This is a genomic window from Bacillus sp. TE8-1 (assembly GCF_008368855.1).
In the GTDB taxonomy this organism is placed as follows: Bacteria; Bacillota; Bacilli; order Bacillales; family Bacillaceae_G; genus Bacillus_A; species Bacillus_A cereus.
This window is the reverse complement of sequence record NZ_QPET01000021.1, coordinates 185,065-208,098: the sequence shown is the minus strand read 5'-3', so window position 1 is coordinate 208,098 and position 23,034 is coordinate 185,065. Positions and strand designations below refer to the sequence as shown.

Here is a 23,034-nt window from a genome sequence, read left to right as displayed (position 1 = left end):
AAAATGAAATAAGTTATTCACTCTTGCACACTCTAGTCCAAACAAAAAAGCACACTACTTTTTGAGTAATGTACTTTTTATTCTTATTAAGACGCAGGTTTTGTCTCAAATGTTGCTTGATTAAAACTAATAACCTTTCCTTTCGGATCATTGTTTTCATACTGAACTGCAGTAATTGTATGACTACCTGTTTCCAGCGTTTTTTCTTTTAACTGCACTGTTGTCTGCGTTGTACTAGTTACTTGATGTTTATCTGTATACATTTGATCTACAAATACGAATGTTTCTTTATCACTTTGAAAATTAGAAAGTTCTAATTCAACTTGCTGAATTAACGTATCCTTTTTGATGAATACAGTCGGTATATTGCCGTTTTCAGAAGTACCATCTGGAGTAATAACTTTTACTTTCCCTTCTCCAATTGACATTGCTCCTTCAGGAAATACAACCATATTCTCATCACTTGCGTTTACAACTTGTTCTTCCTGTTTTGATTGCGCGTCCTCTTTTTCCTGTGGAGCACCGCAACCAACTAATAACAATACAGACAATCCAGTGATTATGAATTTTTTCAAAATTCATCCCCCCTGTAACTTCATTATAATTTATTATACAAAAATAACTTTTAAATTTTGAGACTACATTCAACACTTTCATGAACAAATAGAATCCTGCTCACGATTAATGTATCATACTTTCCTTAATAGAACATTAATTTTTTTTATGAAATAAATAGTAATTCCCTCTTATCTATCATTTTAGCCCAACATATGAATTACATACCCTCAAAAATAAAAAGACATTGTTAATTCAATGTCTTTTCTATACAGCAATTAAAAAACAAACGTTGTAATCTCATCTACTTCTTTTCTTGGAAGTTTCTTCGGTTTATCTTTCGGAAATCCGAGTGAAATAACCATATTTATTTGTTTTTCAGGCTCAATTTGTAAATATTGGCGCAGTTCATCTTGAGCTAGCAATACTGGCCCTGTCATTGGACAAGTACCAAGTCCCTTTGCATGTGCAGCTAACATTAAGTTTTGTGCCGCTAAACAGCTACTCTTAATGCCTTCTTCTTCCCAAACTGAATCTGGAACAAAAGCAATTGGATCAAATATCTTTTCACGGAACTTTGATTCATATGGTGTTGCCAAACATACGATTAATACTGGTGCCTCCGAGAAAGCTGTTGCATATGGTCCGAAAGAACGTGTAAGTAATTTCCCTGCTTTCTCTTCTCCATTTTCTGCTGCTTTTGCCGCAAGTTTATGTAATGCATCCCATGTCATTTGTTCAATTTCTTTAATCTTCTCTCGATTCATGATAACTAAGAATTCCCACGTTTGTGAATTCGTATCACTTGGTGCGTAACGAGCACAATCAATTATTTCTTTTATATCATTAGTAGATACTTCTTGATCTGTAAACTTTCTAACACTTCGTCTTCCGTGAATTACTTCTTTAAAATCTTCATAATTCATATATTAAATCCCCTTTTTACAGCGTTTTCAAAACTTGTCCTATGCTTGAATTATATCATGAAAAAAAGCTGGAAGAATACCAGCTTTTTTCTTCATGATTAATTTGTCACTTTCAACAAACGAATCCTCTCTTCGTATGCAGCTTGTAGTTTTTTCGTAATTGTTCCTCTTTCACCAGCCCCGAACTGTTCATCACCAATTTGAACGACTGGGAATATTTCAAGTGGCGTCGCTGTAAAGAAGCACTCCTCAGCCTCATATACTTCTTGTAATGAAAACTCTCGCTCCTCTACATCGATATGTAACTCTTTCGCTAATGTAATTACATAGTGACGTGTAATACCATGTAAAATGAAATGATCCGCTGGATGTGTAATCAACTTATTATTCTTCACGATAAAGAAATTGGAATGACACCCTTCAGTCACAATACCATCTCGTACTAATATTGCTTCTTGATACCCTTGTTCATTTATTTTGTTTTTGATCATGATATTAGGAAGCAAATTTAAAGATTTTATATGGCAAAACTTCCACCTGATGTCCTCTTCTACTGTCACCTTAATCCCTGCCTCCATTGAAGCAACTGGTCTTGGGAACGAAACAAGATTTGCAAAATATGTCGGTTGTAAATCTGATTCATATAAATGATTGCGCGGTTGTGCACCTCTTGATATTTGTAAATATACATTCCCATCTTCTTGAAATTGATTTTTTTCAATCATTTGATATAACTCTTCTACTAATTCTTCCTTCGTAAATGGTGGAATTAGTTTTATTTCTGCCATAGAGTTAAAGAATCGTTCCAAATGTAAATCTAATAAATGAGGCTTGCCATCGTATAGTCTAAATACTTCATAAATCCCATCACCAAATTGGAAGCCTCGCTCTTCTAATGCTACCATCGGCTGTTTTTCTTTCGTATTAATCATTCTCCCATTAAACAAGATCCAATCTTTATGAATAGCTTTCATTCTTCCCCACTCCTTTATCACATGATTGATTTTATTGTACAACTTATGACACCCTGAAAGAAGGAATTTTCTGTATTTTTACAAACTAAAAATACATCACTTCGTAAAAGTGATGTATTTTATCATTTATTTAAGGAAATATTTTTCAATATCATCTAACATAAGGTTCGCAGCTTTAATACCGCCTGCTGTATTCCAAATTACCTCATCTACTTGGAATACTTTATTATTTTTAGAAGCCTGTAGTTGCTTAAAGAGTGGATCTTCTGTCCATTCCTTCGCTAACGAATTTCCTTCATTATTCTTATCTGCATCTTTATCAGACGTGAAATAGAATAAGTAGTCTCCGTCCATATTTGGAATCTGCTCTTTTGTAATTCCTTTTATCGCAAAATCATCTTTATCTTGTAATGGTGGTCGTTTAAATCCAATATCATTTAAAACAACGCCCGAGAATGAGTTTTTTTGATAAATACGAACATCACCTGGCACGAAACGAATAATAGAAACTTTAGAATTCAATTTATCGCCTAACTTCTCTTTCATTCCTTCAATGCGTTTTTTATAATCATCAAGAGCTTTTTGCCCTTCTTTTTCTTTATTTACAGCTTTTGTATAAAGTGTAAAGTTTTCTTTCCAATCACCGCGTAATGTTTCTGCATAAACAGTTGGTGCGATTTCTTTTAGCTGATCATATATTTTTTCATGACGCATTTTATTTCCGATAATTAAATCTGGCTTAAGCTTCATTACAGCCTCTAAATTAATATCACGTTCAGTTCCTACAACTTCCGTGTTTTTTAACTCTTTCGCTAAATGAGGATACCATTCATCACCAGCACGTGGTTTCGTAGTCCCCACTGGCGTTACGCCCACAGCTAGGAGAGCCTCTGCGCCTTCATTTGTTAAAACAACAACTTTTTTAGGTGTACCATTTACTGTCGTTTCACCCATTGCATGCTTTACCGTATATGAATCTTTTGCTTTCGCTGATATATTATTTTCTTTTTCCTCTTCTTTACCACATCCTGCAATTACAACCATGAGTATCATAATGCAGAACATAATTAGTTTTTTAGTATGTATCATATGTCCTCCCTAGATGAAATCGATTATCATTAACATTTAAAGATTAATGTATCTTACATACATTGTCAATGTATATCAGAAAACTTTTTTAATATATACTATTTAGATTCTATCCGCTTTTCTAATGTTTCTTTTTAAAACATAGTGCATAAGTATGAAAAAAATGTTGTTATTAAAATGCGTATCCTTGTTATACATAACAAGGATACGCATCCATATTGCACTATCATTTCAATTCCTAATATTGAGTATACTTAATATACGCTGGGTCATTATATACCCACTGATTTCCACCAAGGTTTAACCAACCATTTTCATTTATATATACTAAATAAGATTCTGGAGAATTTAATTGGCGGATAACTGCAGATGTAGTTGATGGACCACTTCTTAAATTTACATTCATCCCTTGTATATATGCAACCCCAATCGGGCTTCCATCACTATTGCTTGTCTTTACAAAATTAATGTAAGAAAAATCATTATACACCCATTGTCCATTCCCCAAATCTAGCCATCCGTTACTTTCTTGATATACAACGTAAGATTCTGGAGAATTTAATTGACGAATAACTGAGGAAGAAGTTGATGGACCATTTCTTAAATTTACATTTTTCCCAAGAACATAAGCGATTCCCTTCGTTTGAGGTACCGGTTGTGGGTTAGGAGGTTGTGGATTTGGAGTTACTCCAAAAATAGCTGCTATTCCATTTGCATACGCTTGACTTAGATCTTCAATAAATTGTGGATTTTTTAATAAATTTGCATCAAAAGCTGTATCAATAAAAGCAGTCTCAGTTAAAATTGCATCCATTGCGGTTTCTCTTAATACCGCATAATTTTCTTTTTTTGCTCCTCGATCACGAAGACCATATTTTGTTAATACAGGATTGACAGCTGTATGCATTTTTTGTTGCTTTGCATATGCAGTGCTGCTATTGGATAACGCATTATAAATATAACTTTCAAAACCTGTACCCCCGCCGCTATTAATATGAAATGAAATAAAATAATCCGCACTGAAAGCATTAGCAATATTAGCACGTTCAGATAAAGAAATAAACACATCACTATCACGTGTCATTTTAATTGTAATTGGGTAATTTACCGTTAAAATGTCTCGAACGCGTCTAGCAATTTGAAGTGTTAAGTTTTTTTCTACTAAACCATTACCAACAGCACCAGAATCATATCCACCGTGCCCTGCGTCTATAACAAGTTTCATTTTATTGCCCCGCCCCTTTCTTGTAATATGTTTGCATTTCTACTCGTCCTATTTTATGTGAAATGTACAAGTTCTGTTACAATTGCAAATAAAAAAACCGCCTTATGTAAGGCGGTTTCTATCATCTTGCTTTAACCAATTTAAAATAAATATATACGATTGATAGTGAACATAACGTATGCAAAATAAAATAAATAAAAGTGCTATTCCAACACCACTATAAAGTAAACCGAACTTTAAAAAAACATTTACAAGAGGTGGAAAGTTTGTTAGATTTTGTAATGTACTAAGCATACAAAACATAATGAAAAAGACAGGGACGTATTGTAATTCATACGGCTTTTTTTTCTTAATCATTCTTTTCCGAATGATTATATGACATAATTCTGCTACTATAAAGCACCCTCCAATTAATACAAGACCAGAAGTCATCGTCATACATCCACCTGCCTTATATTTATTGTATCGCATAAATAATCATCGTTATATTTTCTTTACATACTCTTCATCTTCTGAAGTAAAACCAAAACTCTCTATGAAAGACTTCGCCTTTTCTGTTAATTTCTCTTGTAGCACTTTTATTTCTTTCACATTTCTTTGTTTCATCATTTCTTCAAATGTAAAATACGTATTTGTACCATAACCGTAACCTTGGTAATCAAAATGAATAATTAGCTGTGATAAAACAGCCCGTTCCTCTTGTACACTATAATCTATTACACCAATATATGTATCATCAACTTTCACACAGTACTGTACCTTTTTCTCACCTAAACTATGCGATTTAAACATTTCTTTAACAACGCTTTCATTTTCTACAGTAACTTTCTCAAACGTAATCATATGTTGTCCATCCTTTTACTATTATTGTATCAATAATACTTCCTATTTATGAAAAAAACCTTAAGACCGTATGCGATCTTAAGGTTTTTCTAATTAAACTAAGCTATACGCACGTTTTGTTTCTTCATGGAACTTATTCGTATCGTATTTATGCTCAACATAAATTTGGTGCCATACCATAAACGCAAGTACAGTCCAAATTTTACGGCTATAATCGCCTTTATCTGCACAATGTGCTTCCAGTAAGTTTAATACATACTGTTTGTCGATTAAATGCTCTGTCTTACTTTCGTTTATAATATTTATAGCCCAATCATGCATTTCGTCTTTTAACCAGTGACGAATTGGTACTGGGAATCCAAGTTTTTTACGATCTAATACGTGATCTGGAACGATTCCGCGTGCTGCTTCACGTAAAATAGCTTTCGTAGTTCCGTTAGCAATCTTAAATTCAGTTGGAATTTTAGATGCAACATCGAATACTTCTTTATCTAAGAACGGTACACGAAGTTCTAATGAGTTTGCCATTGTCATTTTATCAGCTTTTAATAAAATGTCACCGCGTAACCATGTGAACATGTCAATGTACTGCATTTTACTTACATCATCATAATCTTTAATCTCGTTATACAATGGTTTCGTGATATCCATATAGTTAACACTTTCATTGTAATACTTCATTAATTCAGCTTTTTCTTCTTCACGGAAGATTTTAGCATTTCCATAGTAACGCTCTTCAATTGGTGTACATCCACGCTCTAGGAAGCTCTTACCTTTAAATCCTTCTTTAAGAGCACCACTTAATGCTTTTAGAACGCTCTTACCTGGGCTAGGAATGTAAGAGAACATTTTTAGTGAATTTGGCTCACGGTAAATGTTATAACCACCAAATAGCTCGTCTGCGCCTTCACCAGAAAGAACAACTGTTACATGTTTACGTGCTTCTTTCGCAACGAAGTACAATGGTACAGCTGCTGGATCAGCTAAAGGATCATCCATATGCCAAATGATTTTTGGGAACTCATCCATAAATTCTTTCGCTGAAATGAATACGTTATGGTTTTTAACGCCTAATTTCTCAGCAGTTTCTTTCGCAACATCAACTTCACTGAAACCACGTTGCTCAAAACCAACAGAGAATGTTAAAAGATTTGGATTCATTTCTCTTGCGATAGAAGCGATGATAGATGAATCGATACCACCAGATAAGAATGAACCTACTGGTACATCACTACGCATATGCACTTTTACTGAATCATATAACACATCACGAATTGCTTGGATATGCTCCTCTTTCGTTGCACTTGAAGCGTTGAAATAAGGTTTCCAGTAGCGATGGATTTCCATCTCTTTACCGATTTCTTTTACGAAATAATGACCAGGCTCGATTTTATTAACATCAATTGTTAAAGTTTCTGGCTCTGGACCATATTGGTACGTAAAGTAATGTTGTAGTGATGTTGGATTAACGCCTTTATCTTCCATCACATGCATAATACTTTTCTTCTCAGATGCGAAGAATGTAGTATCACCTTGTTGTGCGATGTATAAAGGTTTAATACCGAAGTGGTCACGTGCACCGAAAAGTTTCTTTTCTTCACGATCCCAAATCATAAATGCAAACATACCACGAAGGTAATCTACACATTTTTCTTTCATATGTGCATACAATGCAATGATAACTTCTGTATCAGATTGCGTTGCAAACGTTGCACCTTTTTCAAGTAACATTTCACGTAATTCTACATAGTTGTAAATTTCACCATTAAAAATAATTACATATCGATCATTTTCATAAGTTAGCGGCTGATGTCCTGCCTCTAAGTCAATGATGCTTAAACGGCGGAAGCCAAATTGTACATGTTCATCACGAAAATATCCTTCGTCATCTGGACCACGGTGGAAAATCATCGTGTTCATATTTTCAAATTGATGTTTTTCTGTTTCTGAAAACTCTCTAGGGTTTTCACATAAACATCCTACAAAACCACACATACTTCTTACCCTCTTTCAGTTTTCATTCTGTCTCTATACTACTATATCAACCCTATTTATACTAGCATAATCAACTGAATAAGGCGACCAAAAACTATAAAAAAATCACTCCATTTCACATTTTTAACAATTTTTTATGAAAACATGAAAACTAGGCACTCACCTTTCTCCGCTTTTGTCATATGATATTGCAAATTGATTTCTAGGAGGGAATACCATGAGTGAAGAAAAAAAAGATTCTTCTCGCCCACCGGTTCGTAATTACTTAAAGCAAATTGATGATTTCTTCGAGCAAACACCTCTTCGCAATGTAATCGCTGATTTAAATCATTTTTTCCAAAAAGGAAACCGTTTATTAACATTCCCTGTAGATTTATATGAAGTTGGTGAAGAACTCGTTGTTACAGCTGAACTACCAGGTATACAAAAAGAACAAATCCAAATTGAAATACAAAGTGAATACTTAAAAGTCTCTGTAAAAGAAGAGATACTTGAAGAGGAAGAAGAACAAACATCCCATAACTATTATCGCCGAGAACGTTCCATTTCAGAAGCATCAAGATTGATTAAATTGCCGTATTCAATTAATAAAAAAGCGGCAAAAGCTTCTTATCAAAACGGCGTATTAGAAATTCGGGCGCCGAAACTTCCCCAGCAACATGACATTTTATCGATAGACTAATGCAAAAAAATAAGGGTGCTATGCACCCTTATTTTTAACCCACTAATCGCTTCATATCACGTATAATGTCTTCGTATGGCGTATTACTAATGCCACTATACTTTTTCATTACTTTTCCGTTTTGATCAATTAAATAAAATGATGTACCATGCATGACCTGACCGTTCTCCGGCTTATCTACAAGTGATTGGAAATTATCTTTTGAAAACTTTGTAATATCTTCTAACGAATACCCCGTTAATAAATTCCAGTTACTAGTATCCTCTGTAAACTTTTGAATAAAAGCTTTCAGATTTTCTGGCTTATCAAGGTCTGGATCTACACTAAATGAAACAAACTGAACGTCTAATTTCTCTTCTTTTGCCATCTTTTGAAGCTTGGCCATATTTGCAGTCATTGGTGGACAAACTGTCTGACAATTTGTGAACATAAAATCTGCAACCCAAACTTTCCCTTTTAAATCTTTTGTACCAAATTGCTTTCCATCTTGATTTGTAAATTGGAAGGTTTCTAAATCCCAATTTAATGGTTTACGAAGCTTTGAACCTGATTCACTACATCCAGCAAGTACAAAGAGACAAAATACAACCATAAGACCAATTATTTTTTGATAACGCTTCATTTATAAACCTCTTTTCTCTATCCTAAATTTAAATAGGTTATGTTTATAATAACAAAAGTTAACACTACGAGAAAATTGTTTACTACATTTGTTCACGAAATCGTACGAATTTACGTATGTTACTTCTTTATTTCAAGCGAATTACTAGACAAAATATATTTTTTTACTATTATTTCTATAAATAAAAGTGATAAAACTAATTTTATTGTTACTTTTGTAAATACCTCTCCCTATTTTTTAACAATTCCTTAAACATTAATCCATGTTTTACACTGTATTCCTTAACAACATTTCGGTACAATACAAATACAACGATTTTAAATGAGGTGATGTTCATGGCAAAGCGCTATGAAAATATGGATAATGTTAGTACAAAAAAATCAATTCGCTCTTTTTTACGCTGGCGTAAAGAACGAAAGCAAAACAAAAAAGATTTTTCTTTCTTAGTAGAACAATCACCCGTTAAACAAAGTGCATTTTTGCAAAGTAATGTTGAAAAAACGACTATCACATGGATTGGGCATTCCACTTTTCTTATCCAAACGAATGGACTTAATATATTAACAGATCCAGTATGGGCTAATAAATTAAAGCTAGTTCCAAGACTTACAGAACCTGGACTCTCTATAGAAGCACTACCTAAAATTGATATTGTCCTTATTTCACATGGTCATTATGATCATTTAGATTTTTCAACTCTTCGTCAGTTGAATGATGATGTTCTATATCTTGTACCTATTGGATTAAAAAAATTATTTACTCGTAAGAAATTTAAACATGTAGAAGAGTATAAATGGTGGGAAAGTACGATAATTAACGAAGTTTCTTTTCACTTCGTACCTGCTCAGCACTGGACGAGAAGATTCTTATTTGATATGAATACGTCTCACTGGGGTGGATGGATTATTGATAATGAAACGACTATGGAAACCATATATTTTTGTGGTGACAGTGGCTATTTCCAAGGTTTCAAAGAAATTGGTGAACGCTTTTTAATTGATATTGCTCTTATGCCCATTGGCGCTTATGAACCAGAATGGTTTATGAAAGTATCTCATGTTTCACCTGAAGAGGCCGTGCAAGCTTATTTAGATTTAAACGCTACGCATTTTATACCAATGCATTACGGAGCTTTTGCACTCGCCGATGAAACACCTCGTGAAGCAATAACTAGACTTCGAAATAATTGGAATTTGCGCATGTTACCGTGGGAACAACTGCATGTACTCTTTTTAGGTCAAACTTTTATTTATAGTAACGCAACAAATAATAAGCAAATAAACGAAAAAATTGAAACTTTACATGTGTAACGTAATGACTGATTTTCTATATCCAACATATAATATAGAAAATCCTATAGTGAAAATTTAATTAGTGGGTTTTCTTCATCCCCACTGATTATTTGCCTTCACCAATCAAGCTTTTACGGGCAGCCCGCTACCTAACCTCTTTGCTCCAGCTAAATTTGAGGTAGAGAGTTTTACTGTCCGCAAATAGCGGGATAAAGGGTGTTTTCTATGAATGAATATTTACAGACTCGCTATATCATTAGCGGTAGTGCCTGTGTAGCTCTTCTTATTTCTTACTTTCTATTTACATAAAAAAGCTACTTGAAATATATTTTCAAGTAGCTTTTTTATTACTCTGCTAAATACATAAATCCGATTGCGCCCGGACCTGTATGAGTACTAATAATAGGCGTTGTATAGAAAATTTCTGATTGAGCAAATCCACTCACTTTTTCAACCGCCGCTTTCATACTTTCAGCTAAAGGAATTGCTTTCGCATGCGGAATTGCAACAGCTTTTACGACTTTTCCAGCCGTATCTTGCTCAAATAACTTAGCTAATGTTTTTACAATTTGGCCTTGGCTACGAACTTTCGTTACAGGATTATAAACACCGTCTTCAAGACTAGCAATTGGCTTTATATTAAGTAGCGAACCGATAAACGCTTTTCCTTTACCGATACGTCCACCCTTCACTAAGTTTTCTAATGTATCCACTACTACATATAAACGAGTATTCTTTCTTACTTCATCTACACGTTTTAAAATTTCTTCTAGTGAGCGTCCGTCATTTGCCATTTTTGCAGCTTCAATTACTTGATATGCTAAAGCATGTGTAATAAATTGAGAATCAACAACTGTTACTTTTGTATCAGTCATTGATGCAGCGCTATTTGCAGTTGCTACAGTACCGCTCATTCCACTTGTCATATGGATAGAAAGGACTTCGCTTCCATCTTCCCCTAGCTTGTCATACATTTCTACAAATGTACCCATAGCTGGTTGTGATGTTTTTGGTAATTCCTCTGATTTAATCATTTCTTCAATAAATTCGTCAGGTTGTAAATCAACGCGATCTAAATATGTTTGTCCATTTACAGAGATTGATAATGGTAAAACATGAATGTCATACTTTTCGATTACGTCTTGTGATAAATCTGCCGTTGAATCTGTTACAATTTTAATTTTTTGCATACTATACTTCTTCCCTTTCCAATACGCTCTCCTTGTTATTATACTAGTATTCCCATTGCTTTCAACAATTTGGAACGAAATTTCATCAAATTAATTATATTTTCATATCTAAAATGAAAAAGACAGAGTTTACTAACCCTGTCCGTACTTCGTATCATGCATTTTTTTCAAGGGTATTTGTTTTATATACATTTAAATAATCATTCCACTTCAAACAATTTTGTAAATATTCACGGAAAGAATACGAAAATCTTGGGTGTTTTTGTTTTTGAATTTTTGCAATAAATAATTGAAGACGAGACTGAATTAGAAACGATAATGGATGCTGTGCCTGTAGGACAGGGATTTCAAATATTTTAATGCAATCCCCTGTTGAATGAGTGAAATAAAAACTTTTCGTAATCACAATATCAATCCTCTTTTTCATTGGATTTTTGAACTTCCTCTACTTTGCGCTGTAACACGTTGTTTAAAGTGGAGTAAAATCAGACTTATATGATTTCTGTAGTCCTTATGGCTAGAAGATTTATACTCTATTCATCTCCACCTAATTCACCTTCCCGTTCTAAATATCTCTGAGACGGGAATCTCATTATCCATCAATTGTTTAATACATTTAGTATAAGCTTATAAAAGCGCAAAGTTTGTCTAAATTTTGGAGATTCTATAATTTTTTTCTTCTATATATTGTATACGTTTATAGCTATAGTATAACAAATAAATAAAAAAGTGCCTTTATAACGAGGCACTTTTCGACTGCATTTCTTCTCTTTTCTTTTTCCTCTTACTAACAACCTTTGATAACGCAATACTTACTTCATAAATACAAATAAGCGGCACTGCAACTAAACTATGAGATAAAAAGTCTGGCGGTGATATACAAGATGCAATGATAATTAATGCTACGTAAGCATACCTTCTTATTTTTATTAAAAATTCCGCCGTAAGTATTCCAATACTAGTTAAAAACATTACAACGACTGGCAATTCAAAAATCACAGCAAATGGAACTGTTAAATTAAGTACAAAATGAAAATACTTTTCTGTCGTAAACATCGTATTAAACATTTCATTACCTATCGTAGTTAAAAAGTGAAATAGAAACGGCATTACAATAAAGTATCCAAAACATAAACCTGCGATAAATAATATAGACAATACCGGTATATACATTATTGTCATCTTTTGTTCATTTGGATGTAAACCCGGTTTTACAAATAACCAAATTTGTATAGCAGCAAAAGGAATTGTACAAACGATAGCAAATACTGTAGCAATCGAGAAAAAAATCCACAATACATCACTTGGACCGAGAACAGTTAATTTCATTGGTAAATCTTTTACAAGCCAAAAATAAATATCCTTTGTAAAAGTAAATCCAATAATTAAAAATAGTACAAAGGATAACACCGTATATATTACTCTTTTTCGAAGCTCAACAATATGTTCTACTACGCTCATTTCCCGATTTTCCATCTCGTTCACCACACTTTATTTATCCATTACAAGGAAAATACACTACATTTTTTCTTTCTTTTCCTTTTCTTGAAATGCGTCATCTGTCAATTCTTTCGTTGATTTTTTAAACTCTTTTAACGTTTCCCCTAAAGCCTTCCCGATTTCCGGCAATTTTTTAGGTCCAAATAAAATGAGTACTGCTACTAAAATTAAAATTAACCCTGGAAAGCCAATATTTGAAAACATTTCCCCATCCCCTTTATTAGTAGTTTCCTTGTCCTACTATTACATAATTTTATTTTGTCAAAAAAGTTTGAAAACGTCAACAAATCCATTGTCTTTTGTCAAAAAAATTCAAAAATATAATCAATTATACAAATTTCATTTTCTATTGCTCTTGTGTATGATATGGTAAGGGAAATGACATATTATTTTATGATAGTAGAAAGGATTTGCATTATGACTGAAAAAATGACACGAATGACCCAATTTGTAAAAGAAGAAATTGCAAATGCAATTACACATGGTATCGGTGCCATTTTAAGCATCCCTGCCTTAATCATATTGATTATTCATGCTTCTAAGCACGGTACCGCATCAGCCGTAGTTGCATTTACTGTTTATGGTGTAAGTATGTTCTTACTGTACTTGTTTTCAACATTGCTACATAGCATTCATCATCCTAAAGTAGAAAAAATATTTACTATTTTAGATCATTCAGCCATTTACTTATTGATTGCTGGCACGTATACTCCTTTTCTACTTATTACACTTCGTGGCCCATTAGGATGGACGTTGCTTGCTATAATATGGACACTAGCAATCGGAGGTATCGTCTTCAAAATTTTCTTTGTACGTCGCTTTATAAAGGCTTCAACTTTATGTTACATCATTATGGGATGGCTCATAATCGTTGCTATTAAACCACTTTATGAAAATCTAACTGGACATGGTTTTTCACTACTTTTAGCAGGTGGAATTTTATATTCTGTTGGAGCTATATTCTTCCTTTGGGAAAAGCTACCTTTCAACCATGCCATATGGCACCTGTTCGTTTTAGGTGGTAGTGCGATGATGTTCTTCTGTGTACTCTTTTATGTCTTACCTACAGCATAATAAAAAAGGATTCAGCTTACGATAAGCTGAATCCTTTTTTATTACTTATGTAATTGTGAGGCAATAACTTCCTGTGTATGCTTCGTTAATTCTTTAATATCCATATTCGCATAATCTTCAGGTGTAATCGGCTTAGAAATTGTTACTGTTGCATGAGCTGGCTTCATACGATTTCCATTCGCTTCAAACATCTTATATGTACCATCTAATGTTACAGGTAAAATTGCTACACCTGACTTTACTGCCAGATGAAAACTACCAGCCTTAAACTCTCCAACTTCGCCACCCTTACTTCTCGTTCCTTCAGGGAAAATTACGATAGAATGTCCATTCTTTAATAGTTCAATTCCATCTTTAATCGCTTGAAGAGATTGACGACGATCGCTACGATCCATAAATACACAATTCATCAGTTCCATCCAAGTTGGTACAACTGGGAACTTTTTAATCTCTGCTTTTGAAACGAATCCAATTGGTTTATTTAAGTAACCTAGTAAAACAGGGATATCCATATTACTTTGGTGATTACTTACAACTAGTACTGGCTTGTCTTTCGGAACATTTTCAAGTCCTTTCACTTCTACTGCCCCTCCAGCTACACGTACCATTTTCTTACCAAACCAATTTGTCGTTTTATACACAGCATTGTCTTTTTCTTTTGGCGCCATCGTATTTACTTGTCTTTTAAGACGCCACATTCTCGGTGTAATCGCAATTACGATTAAAATTAAATAAAAGATTTTAAAAAACGTTTGAATCATACAGAACCCCCACCTATTATCATTCCGACCTTCATTATACTAGACAAACGAAGGAAAAAGAAGAAAAAAAGTCCAAACAGCAAGTGTTCGGACTTTTTAAGCATTCTATATTAGAAACGTTTTGCTAATTCACGAGCATTAGCAATTGCTGCTTCTTTAATTTCTTGTGCTTTTTCAGGGTTTGCATTCATACCTTCAACTGCAATATATTCAGTATCATTTACACCGACAAATCCTAATACAGTCTTTAAGTGATTGCGACCGAAGTCTACAGCTGCGTATGCTCCTTCAGAATATACGCCACCTGTTGCTTGAATGTGAAGCGCTTTTTTACCTTCTAATAAGCCGACTGGACCATTTTCAGTATATTTGAATGTTTTACCTGCGATTGCTACGTTATCTAAGTATGCTTTTACTACTGGTGGATAGCTAAAGTTCCACATTGGAGTTACGAATACATAACGATCTGCATTCATAAATGTTTCTAAGTTTGTGTTCATTGCTGCTACTTTTTGTTGTTGAACTTCAGTTAAAGCTTCAAAGCCTTCACCTGCTGCAAATTTACCCCAAGCAGCAAATACATCTGCATCAATTGCTGGTACTGTAGTGTTGAATAAATCAATTGTTACAACTTCGTCTTGTGGATGTTCGTTTTTATAAGCTTCGATGAAAGCTTCCCCTACTGCCATTCCGAAAGAACCTTCTGCTGAATTTGGATTTGCTGTGATAAATAGTACTTTTGTCATTGTATTCTCTCCCTTTTTTCTCTTTATCTTTATCTTTAATTCAAGATTTATTTTTCAAAAGTTAATAACTTACCTTATGTAAGTATAATACAAAAAGTTTTAATCAATGTCAATAAAAAATAGCTACTTTTTTTTCGTAAGTTAATGATTTACTTTGTTTCCTTAAAATTTAGTATACGGATATTACAAACTCTTTCATATAAATAGGCTACCTCTACAACTTATAGAGATAGCCTACTATTACATATTATTTTTGAAATACATGTTTTACTTTTTCAGCTGGAATATTACTTCCGCCTCTACCTTTTACATCTTCAATCATCATTGTAATGACCATATCTGGGGAATTTAAATCAAATGCAGCGAACCAACCTAGTTCTTTTCCTTCGGCCTCTTTTGATACTTTTAATTCCGCTGTACCTGTTTTTCCAGCAAGAGTCATGCCATCAATTTTAGCAATTTTCCCTGTACCATCTGGATCATTAATTACTTTCGTCATTGCAGTTTTTAATATATCCTGATTTCCTTTAGAAATTACATTTTCTTTCCAAGCTTTTGGTTGTTTATCTGTTTTAATAATATACGGTGACGGAATCGTTCCATCATTTACAATTGGCGCATACGTTAAAGCTAAATGAAGAGGAGTCATTAATACTTGTCCTTGTCCATATCCCGTATCTGCCATTTGAATATCATTTTTAATGCCGTCATTTGCAATTTTAGAAGCAGGGAATCCATATTCAATTGGTAGTTTCTCATCGAATCCGAATTTTTTTGCTTCACTCATAAACTTGTCTTTTCCGATTTTCAAAGCTTCTTGTGCGAAGTAAATATTATCCGAGTATTTCATCGCCTTATCAAGATCAATCGGATTTGCATCTTTCACACGCGTTACATAGTAATTACCCCAAGAAGAATCTTTTGTCCATTTTAATCCTTCAATTTTCAACTCTTCTTTTGGATCAATCGTTTTCGTTTCAAGACCAATTGCAGCTGTAATAGGTTTAAATACAGAACCTGGTACCGACAATTGTGTAAAGCGATTTGTCATTGGTTTTTTCGGATCATTATTCCAAGCTTCGCGTTGTGCCTTCGATGTCCCTCGTGCAATTATATTAGGATCATATGCTGGACTACTTACTAGTGCAATTGTTTCTCCACTTTTCGGATTAATTGCTGCACTTGAACCAGCTTCACCCTTCATTTCATTATACGTTTTTTCTTGAACAGCACTATCAATAGTTAAAGTTACATTTTCTCCATCAACAGCATCTGTTTTTGCCAAGTTTTTAATTTCTTTTCCTTGCGCATCTTCTACAAAGACACGGCCACCTTTTTTACCGCGTAACTTTTCCTCTAATACTTGCTCTAAACCAGCTTTCCCAACTGGGTCATCAGCTTGATAGCCTTTCTTTTGTAGCGTTTTTAAATCTTCAGCATTTACCTTTCCAATATAACCAGTCAGATGAGCTGCCGCTTCCCCTAACGGATATGTACGAACATTTACAGGTTTTGTTGAAACACCTGGTAAATCAATGTACGTATTTTGTGTTGCCCCTTCAGGCAAAATTCCAATTGGTACGAGATACCCTGGTTTTACCCATTTAGCAGCTAATTTTTGATCAATTTCTTCTACAGACATATTTAATAACTTCGCTACTGTTTCTTTCGTTTGCGGAGCAGTATCGCCTAACTTTTCAGGAATCAATCCGATTTCAGAAGCTTTCCCATTCGTTGCAAGACCTTTTCCATTACGATCGTATATTTCACCACGTTTTGGCTGTGTTGTCTGCATACGCACTTTACTATCTTTCGTCATGCCTGGGAAAATAAAATCAGGAGTCCAATCTATTTTCCAAGATTCTTTATCTCCATCTTTTTCTTTCACCATTTTTGCTTCATGACCAAATGTAATTTTACCACCAACTGTATCCATGCTTACTTTAAAAGGAACAGGGCCTTCATCTTTTTTATCTTCTTTTACTTCCCCTGTTTCTACCTTTAAGTCTTTCACTTCGATACCAGAATAAATTTTTTCATATTTCTCAGTAAACTCTTTCTTTGAAATATCTTTTTTTGCATTTTTTGATAGTTGATCATACATATCTGCAAATTTTTGTTTATTCCACGCTTTTACATATGTATCAAACGCTTCTTGTGGTTTTTCTTCTTTACCACATCCAACTAACATGAATGTTAAGCAAAGAAAAAGAATCCCCCATATCTTTCTCAATCGATTCTCCTCCTCTTTCTATATTAGTACTTTTGAAAATTTTAGCATTTTTACATGCTACCTATCATTATAGCACTATCGAATCTCATCTATAAACTTATATTGGTGAATATAAATAAAAAGATTGATGCGAATTCTCACATCAATCTTTTTTATTATTGTTGTTTCTCATATACATGGTAATAATACGTATATGGGTTTTTTTCATCCGTTAAACCTTTTTCTACAAAAATCTCTTTCCAATTTGTCATATCTATTTCTGGGAAGAATGTATCTCCTTCAAATGCATGATGGATTTTTGTTATATATAACTTGTCTACATAAGGTAAAAAGAGATCGTAAATTTGCGCTCCACCAAAAATAAAAATCTCTTCTTCATTTTTACATAGTTCAAACACTTCTTCTACAGAATGAACAACTTCACAGCCTTCAACATGATACCCTTCATTACGAGTTACAATAATATTACGTCTTCCAGGCAGTGGTCTACCAATCGCTTCATAGTTCTTTCTTCCCATAATAAGCGGGTGACCCATCGTTGTTTTCTTCACGTATTGTAATTCACTCGGTAAACGCCAAGGTAAATTATTATCTTTACCAATTACTCTATTTTCGTCCATAGCGACCATAAATGAAACAATCATTTTTTCATCTCCTCTACAATTATACTGCAACCGGTGCTTTAATTGCTGGATGCGGATCGTATCCTTCAATCGTTAAATCTTCCATTTCAAAATCGAAAACAGATTTCACATCTGGATTTAATGTAAGTTTCGGGAATGGACGTGGTTCACGTGCCAATTGCTTTTCTACTTGTTCAAAATGATTTGTATAAATGTGTGCATCACCAATTGTATGAACAAATTCTCCCACTTCAAGTCCGCATTCATGTGCAATTAAATGTGTTAGTAGTGAGTAACTTGCAATGTTAAATGGAATTCCAAGGAATATGTCACCACTTCTTTGATATAACTGACAAGAAAGCTTTCCATCTGCTACATAAAACTGGAATAGCGTATGACAAGGCGGTAAGGCCATACTTGGTACATCTTCTGGATTCCAAGCAGAAACGATTAAACGACGTGAGTCTGGTGTTTTTTTAATCATTTCAATTACATCTTTTAATTGATCAAGTGTCTCACCAGCTGTCGTTTTCCAAGCACGCCACTGTTTACCGTAAACGTCTCCTAAATAACCATATTTATTTGAGAACTCATCATCTTCTAAAACGTTCTTTTTAAACAATTCCATTTGCTCGTCGTACTGTACTTTAAATTCTTCATCTTGTTGTGAGCGAAGACCAAAATCAGTCATGTCAGGACCAGTATACTCATCACTTTCTACCCAGCTCTTAAAAGCCCATTCATTCCAAATGTTATTATTATGCTGCAATAAATAGCGAATATTTGTATCACCTTTCATAAACCAAAGCAGTTCACTTGCTACAAGGCGAAACGGTACTCTCTTTGTTGTTAATAAAGGAAAACCTTTACTTAGATCAAAACGCATTTGATATCCAAATACAGATACAGTGCCTGTCCCTGTACGGTCTTCTTTCTTCGTACCATGTTCCATTACATGGCGGCATAAATTTAAGTATTCATTTTCAGCATGTTTCATATGTAGGAAAACCTTCTTTCAATCGTATATGCAATTTATCATAACATGAAAAATGATAAATTTAATAATCCTAATTAATAAAATTTCTTGCGCTAATTCTTACAAAATTATTAACTTTCCGAATATAAAAAGGTTTTCATTTTCTATTACCGAAAGTATAGTGCGGTAGAACAAAATTTATATTTGGAGGTTAGAAGTATGTCTAAAATTGAAACGCCTGTTATGACTTCTTTACAAACAACGGTTGAAAAAATGATGAAGGATTTAAATGTTCCTGGTGCTGCTGTCGCTGTTATAAAAGACGGTGAAGTTATTATTTCAGAAGGTTTTGGCTATCGTAATATAGAAACAAAAGAGGCTGTTACACCGAATACTCGATTCGCAATCGGTTCCTCAACGAAAGCATTTGGCACACTTTCATTAAGCTTGTTAGCACAGCAAAAAAAGTTTAATTGGGATACCCCTATCCAGTCTTATATACCTAACTTTACTTTATCTGAACTACTTGCTAGCTCACAAGTTACAGGACGGGATTTAGCTTCTCATCGAACTGGAGTGAGTCGTCATGAGGCTCTTTGGTACAGTTCTTCCTTATCTCGAAAAGATCTCGTTGAAAAAATAAAACATTTACCACTTGATGCACCGTTCCGGACTGCATTTCTATATAACAACTTAATGTATGCAACAATTAGCTACATTGTTGAAAACATTACAAATCAAACGTGGGAGCAGTACACTACAGAACATATTTTAGAACCTTTAAATATGAGACATACAAACTTCTCTGTTAACGATTCACAAACTACAGATGATTATGCTTTACCTTACATTGAAAATGACGGTGAAATAAAAACAGTTCCATTCCGTAACATCGATACAGTTGGCGCTGCTGGGTGTATTAATTCCACAATTGAAGATATGGCACATTGGGTACTTCTCCACTTAAATGAAGGGAAATTTGGAGATCATGAATTAATCTCCTCTGAATTATTACAACAAATGTATACACCACACAATTCAATTCCAGACCAACCGGTTTTATCACTCCCTGAATCTCCATTAAATAGTTACGGTCTTGGTTGGTTTATTAGCGCTTATCGTGGTAAAAAAGTGATTCATCATGGCGGTAATATCGATGGATTTTCAGCGCTTGTTTCATTCATACCAACAGAAAACATAGGCCTTGTCATTTTAACGAATGCTGGAGGAACATTACTTCCTACTTATCTCGCTAATCAAATTTATGACGAACTACTTGAATTAGAATCCATTGATTGGCATAAACGTGCTGTAGAAGATACTAAAAAAATGAAGGAAATGATGAAAGAAGCAACTGAATCCCTCCCTGAACAAATTAAAGGGACTACACCTTCGCACAAGTTAGAGGATTATACTGGTACTTTTGAACATCCTGCATACGGAACATTACAAGTATACAAACGAGATGATTCGTTATATGCACAATTTATGGAAATGGATATTCAATTAGGGCATCATCATTACGACATCTTCTCTGCAAAAGTTGACTTATTCCAAATGAAAATGAGCTTATTATTCGCTTATGAAATGAATGTAAGTGGTGAATTCCCATCCCTTCAGTTACATGTACCAGCTACATTAAGTACTCAGCCGCTTACATTTAAGAAAATTAAATAAGTATTTTGATGGTAAAAAATAAAGGTAGGTGCGAATCACACCTACCTTTTCTATTTCATATCAATCTTATCTGGTTGAAACCAAATTGGCTTCGATAACTCAAAGTTATTATGATCCTCTAAAACTATAGTAAGACGCTCTAACATATCCTCTAACATATGCGGTGCTGCTCGTAATGTCCAGACAACTGAGGAGAAAACTGTCATGCCAATGTACACTGTGTATAATTTCCAGAACTCCTCTGGTATTTTCCTATTAAAGTATCCTTCTATTTGTCCGATTGAATACGGAATACTAATGTCCCTTGCAAACAGTGCAATTTTCACAAAATCATGAAGTGGGTCGCCCCAGTCGTAGCCATTAAAATCAACAACACCTACATATTTTCCATCCCGTACAATTATATTTTCTAAATGAAAATCATCGTGTTGAAATCGATTTGGGCGGTTCTTTAAAGATATTTCATTTTCTTCAATAAACTTTATGATTTTATCATCATTTTTTATGTTTATTCCACATGTTTTATATGCCTCTAAATATTTACTATGTTTTTTCATTGCTCTTTCATACCATGGAAGTATATTATTAGGAGCTTCATATGTATGCATTTTTGCTAAATCTTTTCCTGCCTCTATACCAATATCATATTGTTCTTTTGGTGAATACGTAGGCAATAGCTTCTTCGCATCCTCCCCTTCTAAATATGAAAAAATGCCATAGCATAAACCTTCTTCTGCCAACAAACCCATTTCAATTGGTTTTTGTGCTTGCACACTACGATTTTGCATTTCATTTAAAATTTGAAACTCTATTTTCTTTCTTTCATACTCTTTTATATCGCCTGTCCGCAATAAATATTTTTCATTATTCGTACTCGTAATTATATATTTCTTATCAGGCGAAAAACCTTTAGAAATTTCTTTAATATCCACTGCATCTTTTACTATTTGTATATTATTTTGCCATGCTGTAATTATCTTCATATCTATTCCCCTTACATTTCTGCATTTGGTGTATAGGCAACTTCTACAATAAATCCATTCGGATCGTAAAAATCAATCGTATAATAACCTTCCGAATAATGATCCATTTCAATTGGACCACGTATTACCTTGACTTTCGTACTAGAAAGAAAATCTGCTACTTCATCAACTACTTCTCTATGAATAGCTTGATAACAAATATGTCTAGGCCCTAACGTCCTTACAATTTCCTCATCTACTTCTTTAAAGTATATTTCACTTTCTCCTGTGCTATATGCTACTTCATTTAACTTTCTCCACCCAATTATGGAAAACAACTTATTATAAAAAGAAATGGATTCCTCTAAATTTGCTACCCAAAATTCAATATGATGAATGCCTGCTCGCAGTGTATTCATATTAAGAATACGCTCCTTGTACTACTTGCACAATTTCCATCGGCTTATGAACCATGTAATCTGGTGCATCTTTTTTCACTGTTTCAATAACATCATATCCCCAAGATACCCAAATTACGTTCACTCCAGCCTTTTTACACGCTGCTACGTCTCGCTGTTCATCACCGACATATAACATATCTTTCTCTGTTATTTTTTTTGATTTCAAAAATCTTTTTATCATTTTATCTTTACCAAACAAATTTTTAGAACAATACACTTCTTGAATATTTTCGATACCATTCTTGTGTAAAAACGCCCGAATATGCTCTTCTGAGTTCGATGATATGACTGCAATTCCGTAGCCTTTTTTATGTAGTTCATCTAATACTTCTTTCATCCCATGGAACAAAACGAGATTTTTTATAGCAGGCTGATATAATTTATAAAATTCCAACGCTAATATCGGTAGTTTATACAGTGGTACATTAAGTTGTTTACATCTCTCTGGCATCGTTAATTTACGTAAATGTTCAATTTCGTCTTCCTTTACTGCTTTATACCCATGTTTTTCAGCAAGTTGATTATAAATCGGTACAAATATATTTTGTGAATCTACTAATGTGCCATCAAAGTCAAAAACAATATATTTTTGCATTCCCATACTCCCTTTGCTTCTTTTTTCTAAACC

At 33.9% G+C, this 23,034-nt stretch carries 25 protein-coding genes; 4 read left to right on the top strand and 21 right to left on the bottom strand.

Annotation, left to right across the window (positions count from 1 at the left end; translation table 11 throughout):
* Positions 1-86 precede the first annotated feature (86 nt).
* From DN404_RS20045 to asnB, 8 genes are all read right to left on the bottom strand, one after another.
* The gene (locus DN404_RS20045) at positions 87-575 is read right to left on the bottom strand and encodes a putative periplasmic lipoprotein (protein WP_000713496.1); all 489 of its coding nucleotides are present in this window, start codon (positions 573-575) and stop codon (positions 87-89) included.
* A 258-nt stretch (positions 576-833) separates the two neighbouring features.
* Entirely contained in the window at positions 834-1,481 is a 648-nt protein-coding gene (locus tag DN404_RS20040) for a nitroreductase family protein (RefSeq protein WP_001105284.1), read from the bottom strand.
* 98 nt (positions 1,482-1,579) lie between these two features.
* Entirely contained in the window at positions 1,580-2,455 is an 876-nt protein-coding gene (gene dat / locus DN404_RS20035; RefSeq protein WP_149215376.1) for a D-amino-acid transaminase, read from the bottom strand.
* A 126-nt stretch (positions 2,456-2,581) separates the two neighbouring features.
* The gene (locus DN404_RS20030; RefSeq protein WP_016122427.1) at positions 2,582-3,544 is read right to left on the bottom strand and encodes an ABC transporter substrate-binding protein; all 963 of its coding nucleotides are present in this window, start codon (positions 3,542-3,544) and stop codon (positions 2,582-2,584) included.
* Between the two features lie 238 nt (positions 3,545-3,782).
* Entirely contained in the window at positions 3,783-4,769 is a 987-nt protein-coding gene (locus DN404_RS20025; RefSeq protein ID WP_016122426.1) for an N-acetylmuramoyl-L-alanine amidase, read from the bottom strand.
* Positions 4,770-4,871: 102 nt separating this feature from the next.
* Positions 4,872-5,201 carry a hypothetical protein gene (locus DN404_RS20020; protein WP_142384854.1) on the bottom strand — a complete coding sequence of 110 codons (330 nt, stop codon included), beginning with the start codon at positions 5,199-5,201 and terminating at the stop codon, positions 4,872-4,874.
* A gap of 51 nt (positions 5,202-5,252) precedes the next feature.
* The gene (locus DN404_RS20015) at positions 5,253-5,612 is read right to left on the bottom strand and encodes a GNAT family N-acetyltransferase (RefSeq protein ID WP_000627523.1); all 360 of its coding nucleotides are present in this window, start codon (positions 5,610-5,612) and stop codon (positions 5,253-5,255) included.
* 93 nt (positions 5,613-5,705) lie between these two features.
* A complete protein-coding gene (gene asnB, locus DN404_RS20010; protein WP_000333816.1) occupies positions 5,706-7,607 on the bottom strand; it encodes an asparagine synthase (glutamine-hydrolyzing) in 1,902 nt (633 codons plus the stop codon).
* Positions 7,608-7,824: 217 nt separating this feature from the next.
* On the opposite strand from asnB, the gene DN404_RS20005 reads away from it, so the two are divergent.
* Positions 7,825-8,289 (top strand): Hsp20/alpha crystallin family protein, encoded by a 465-nt coding sequence (locus DN404_RS20005; RefSeq protein ID WP_001288085.1) that lies wholly within the window; start codon positions 7,825-7,827, stop codon positions 8,287-8,289.
* Positions 8,290-8,323: 34 nt separating this feature from the next.
* On the opposite strand, the gene DN404_RS20000 is transcribed toward DN404_RS20005, so the two are convergent.
* Positions 8,324-8,911 carry an SCO family protein gene (locus DN404_RS20000; protein WP_000833335.1) on the bottom strand — a complete coding sequence of 196 codons (588 nt, stop codon included), beginning with the start codon at positions 8,909-8,911 and terminating at the stop codon, positions 8,324-8,326.
* A 335-nt stretch (positions 8,912-9,246) separates the two neighbouring features.
* On the opposite strand from DN404_RS20000, the gene DN404_RS19995 reads away from it, so the two are divergent.
* Positions 9,247-10,221, top strand: a complete 975-nt coding sequence (locus DN404_RS19995) for an MBL fold metallo-hydrolase (RefSeq protein ID WP_001129630.1) — start codon at positions 9,247-9,249, stop codon at positions 10,219-10,221.
* Positions 10,222-10,550: 329 nt separating this feature from the next.
* Here DN404_RS19995 and DN404_RS19990 read toward each other — a convergent pair whose 3' ends face one another.
* From DN404_RS19990 to DN404_RS19975, 4 genes are all read right to left on the bottom strand, one after another.
* Positions 10,551-11,393: a DegV family protein gene (locus DN404_RS19990; RefSeq protein ID WP_001169470.1), complete on the bottom strand. Its 843-nt coding sequence runs from the start codon at positions 11,391-11,393 to the stop codon at positions 10,551-10,553.
* 154 nt (positions 11,394-11,547) lie between these two features.
* A complete protein-coding gene (locus tag DN404_RS19985; RefSeq protein WP_000629012.1) occupies positions 11,548-11,799 on the bottom strand; it encodes a DUF2535 family protein in 252 nt (83 codons plus the stop codon).
* A 329-nt stretch (positions 11,800-12,128) separates the two neighbouring features.
* Complete coding sequence (gene tatC, locus DN404_RS19980; protein WP_000431523.1) at positions 12,129-12,869, bottom strand: twin-arginine translocase subunit TatC; 741 nt, start codon at positions 12,867-12,869, stop codon at positions 12,129-12,131.
* A gap of 42 nt (positions 12,870-12,911) precedes the next feature.
* A complete protein-coding gene (locus DN404_RS19975) occupies positions 12,912-13,097 on the bottom strand; it encodes a twin-arginine translocase TatA/TatE family subunit (RefSeq protein WP_000492443.1) in 186 nt (61 codons plus the stop codon).
* Between the two features lie 213 nt (positions 13,098-13,310).
* Here DN404_RS19975 and trhA point away from each other — a divergent pair, with 213 nt between their 5' ends.
* Positions 13,311-13,967: a PAQR family membrane homeostasis protein TrhA gene (gene trhA / locus DN404_RS19970; protein ID WP_000136889.1), complete on the top strand. Its 657-nt coding sequence runs from the start codon at positions 13,311-13,313 to the stop codon at positions 13,965-13,967.
* 41 nt (positions 13,968-14,008) lie between these two features.
* On the opposite strand, the gene DN404_RS19965 is transcribed toward trhA, so the two are convergent.
* The 5 genes from DN404_RS19965 to DN404_RS19945 all read right to left on the bottom strand — a co-directional run bounded on the left by DN404_RS19965 (position 14,009) and on the right by DN404_RS19945 (position 19,327).
* Entirely contained in the window at positions 14,009-14,728 is a 720-nt protein-coding gene (locus DN404_RS19965; RefSeq protein WP_000616577.1) for a lysophospholipid acyltransferase family protein, read from the bottom strand.
* Positions 14,729-14,838: 110 nt separating this feature from the next.
* Positions 14,839-15,474, bottom strand: coding sequence for an FMN-dependent NADH-azoreductase (locus DN404_RS19960; RefSeq protein WP_000170025.1), 636 nt, complete (start codon positions 15,472-15,474; stop codon positions 14,839-14,841).
* A gap of 247 nt (positions 15,475-15,721) precedes the next feature.
* Entirely contained in the window at positions 15,722-17,707 is a 1,986-nt protein-coding gene (gene pbpC, locus DN404_RS19955; RefSeq protein WP_001227243.1) for a penicillin-binding protein 3, read from the bottom strand.
* Positions 17,708-17,862: 155 nt separating this feature from the next.
* The gene (locus DN404_RS19950) at positions 17,863-18,351 is read right to left on the bottom strand and encodes a dihydrofolate reductase (RefSeq protein ID WP_000637205.1); all 489 of its coding nucleotides are present in this window, start codon (positions 18,349-18,351) and stop codon (positions 17,863-17,865) included.
* Between the two features lie 19 nt (positions 18,352-18,370).
* The gene (locus DN404_RS19945; RefSeq protein ID WP_000679609.1) at positions 18,371-19,327 is read right to left on the bottom strand and encodes a thymidylate synthase; all 957 of its coding nucleotides are present in this window, start codon (positions 19,325-19,327) and stop codon (positions 18,371-18,373) included.
* 198 nt (positions 19,328-19,525) lie between these two features.
* On the opposite strand from DN404_RS19945, the gene DN404_RS19940 reads away from it, so the two are divergent.
* Positions 19,526-20,983 (top strand): serine hydrolase, encoded by a 1,458-nt coding sequence (locus DN404_RS19940; protein ID WP_149215375.1) that lies wholly within the window; start codon positions 19,526-19,528, stop codon positions 20,981-20,983.
* A 50-nt stretch (positions 20,984-21,033) separates the two neighbouring features.
* Here the strand turns inward: DN404_RS19940 and DN404_RS19935 are convergent, their stop codons facing one another.
* Genes DN404_RS19935 through DN404_RS19925 form a run of 3 tightly spaced genes read right to left on the bottom strand, consistent with a single transcriptional unit; the run spans position 21,034 to position 23,001 of the window.
* The gene (locus DN404_RS19935) at positions 21,034-21,966 is read right to left on the bottom strand and encodes an aminoglycoside phosphotransferase family protein (protein WP_149215374.1); all 933 of its coding nucleotides are present in this window, start codon (positions 21,964-21,966) and stop codon (positions 21,034-21,036) included.
* Positions 21,967-21,977: 11 nt separating this feature from the next.
* Complete coding sequence (locus DN404_RS19930) at positions 21,978-22,364, bottom strand: VOC family protein (protein ID WP_001094666.1); 387 nt, start codon at positions 22,362-22,364, stop codon at positions 21,978-21,980.
* Between the two features lies 1 nt (position 22,365).
* Complete coding sequence (locus DN404_RS19925) at positions 22,366-23,001, bottom strand: HAD family hydrolase (protein WP_025687389.1); 636 nt, start codon at positions 22,999-23,001, stop codon at positions 22,366-22,368.
* Between the last annotated feature and the right edge of the window lie 33 nt (positions 23,002-23,034).

Coding starts and splice junctions, on each gene's coding strand:
- DN404_RS19960 (WP_000170025.1), bottom strand. CDS start 15,474: ATGACAAAAGTACTATTTATCACAGCAAATCCAAATTCAGCAGAAGGT.
- dat (WP_149215376.1), bottom strand. CDS start 2,455: ATGAAAGCTATTCATAAAGATTGGATCTTGTTTAATGGGAGAATGATT.
- DN404_RS19950 (WP_000637205.1), bottom strand. CDS start 18,351: ATGATTGTTTCATTTATGGTCGCTATGGACGAAAATAGAGTAATTGGT.
- DN404_RS20030 (WP_016122427.1), bottom strand. CDS start 3,544: ATGATACATACTAAAAAACTAATTATGTTCTGCATTATGATACTCATG.
- DN404_RS19940 (WP_149215375.1), top strand. CDS start 19,526: ATGTCTAAAATTGAAACGCCTGTTATGACTTCTTTACAAACAACGGTT.
- DN404_RS20000 (WP_000833335.1), bottom strand. CDS start 8,911: ATGAAGCGTTATCAAAAAATAATTGGTCTTATGGTTGTATTTTGTCTC.
- DN404_RS19925 (WP_025687389.1), bottom strand. CDS start 23,001: ATGCAAAAATATATTGTTTTTGACTTTGATGGCACATTAGTAGATTCA.
- DN404_RS19945 (WP_000679609.1), bottom strand. CDS start 19,327: ATGAAACATGCTGAAAATGAATACTTAAATTTATGCCGCCATGTAATG.
- DN404_RS19995 (WP_001129630.1), top strand. CDS start 9,247: ATGGCAAAGCGCTATGAAAATATGGATAATGTTAGTACAAAAAAATCA.
- DN404_RS20025 (WP_016122426.1), bottom strand. CDS start 4,769: ATGAAACTTGTTATAGACGCAGGGCACGGTGGATATGATTCTGGTGCT.
- DN404_RS19965 (WP_000616577.1), bottom strand. CDS start 14,728: ATGATTCAAACGTTTTTTAAAATCTTTTATTTAATTTTAATCGTAATT.
- DN404_RS20040 (WP_001105284.1), bottom strand. CDS start 1,481: ATGAATTATGAAGATTTTAAAGAAGTAATTCACGGAAGACGAAGTGTT.
- asnB (WP_000333816.1), bottom strand. CDS start 7,607: ATGTGTGGTTTTGTAGGATGTTTATGTGAAAACCCTAGAGAGTTTTCA.
- DN404_RS19990 (WP_001169470.1), bottom strand. CDS start 11,393: ATGCAAAAAATTAAAATTGTAACAGATTCAACGGCAGATTTATCACAA.
- DN404_RS19975 (WP_000492443.1), bottom strand. CDS start 13,097: ATGTTTTCAAATATTGGCTTTCCAGGGTTAATTTTAATTTTAGTAGCA.
- DN404_RS19930 (WP_001094666.1), bottom strand. CDS start 22,364: ATGAATACACTGCGAGCAGGCATTCATCATATTGAATTTTGGGTAGCA.
- DN404_RS20015 (WP_000627523.1), bottom strand. CDS start 5,612: ATGATTACGTTTGAGAAAGTTACTGTAGAAAATGAAAGCGTTGTTAAA.
- tatC (WP_000431523.1), bottom strand. CDS start 12,869: ATGGAAAATCGGGAAATGAGCGTAGTAGAACATATTGTTGAGCTTCGA.
- DN404_RS20005 (WP_001288085.1), top strand. CDS start 7,825: ATGAGTGAAGAAAAAAAAGATTCTTCTCGCCCACCGGTTCGTAATTAC.
- DN404_RS19935 (WP_149215374.1), bottom strand. CDS start 21,966: ATGAAGATAATTACAGCATGGCAAAATAATATACAAATAGTAAAAGAT.
- trhA (WP_000136889.1), top strand. CDS start 13,311: ATGACTGAAAAAATGACACGAATGACCCAATTTGTAAAAGAAGAAATT.
- DN404_RS20020 (WP_142384854.1), bottom strand. CDS start 5,201: ATGACTTCTGGTCTTGTATTAATTGGAGGGTGCTTTATAGTAGCAGAA.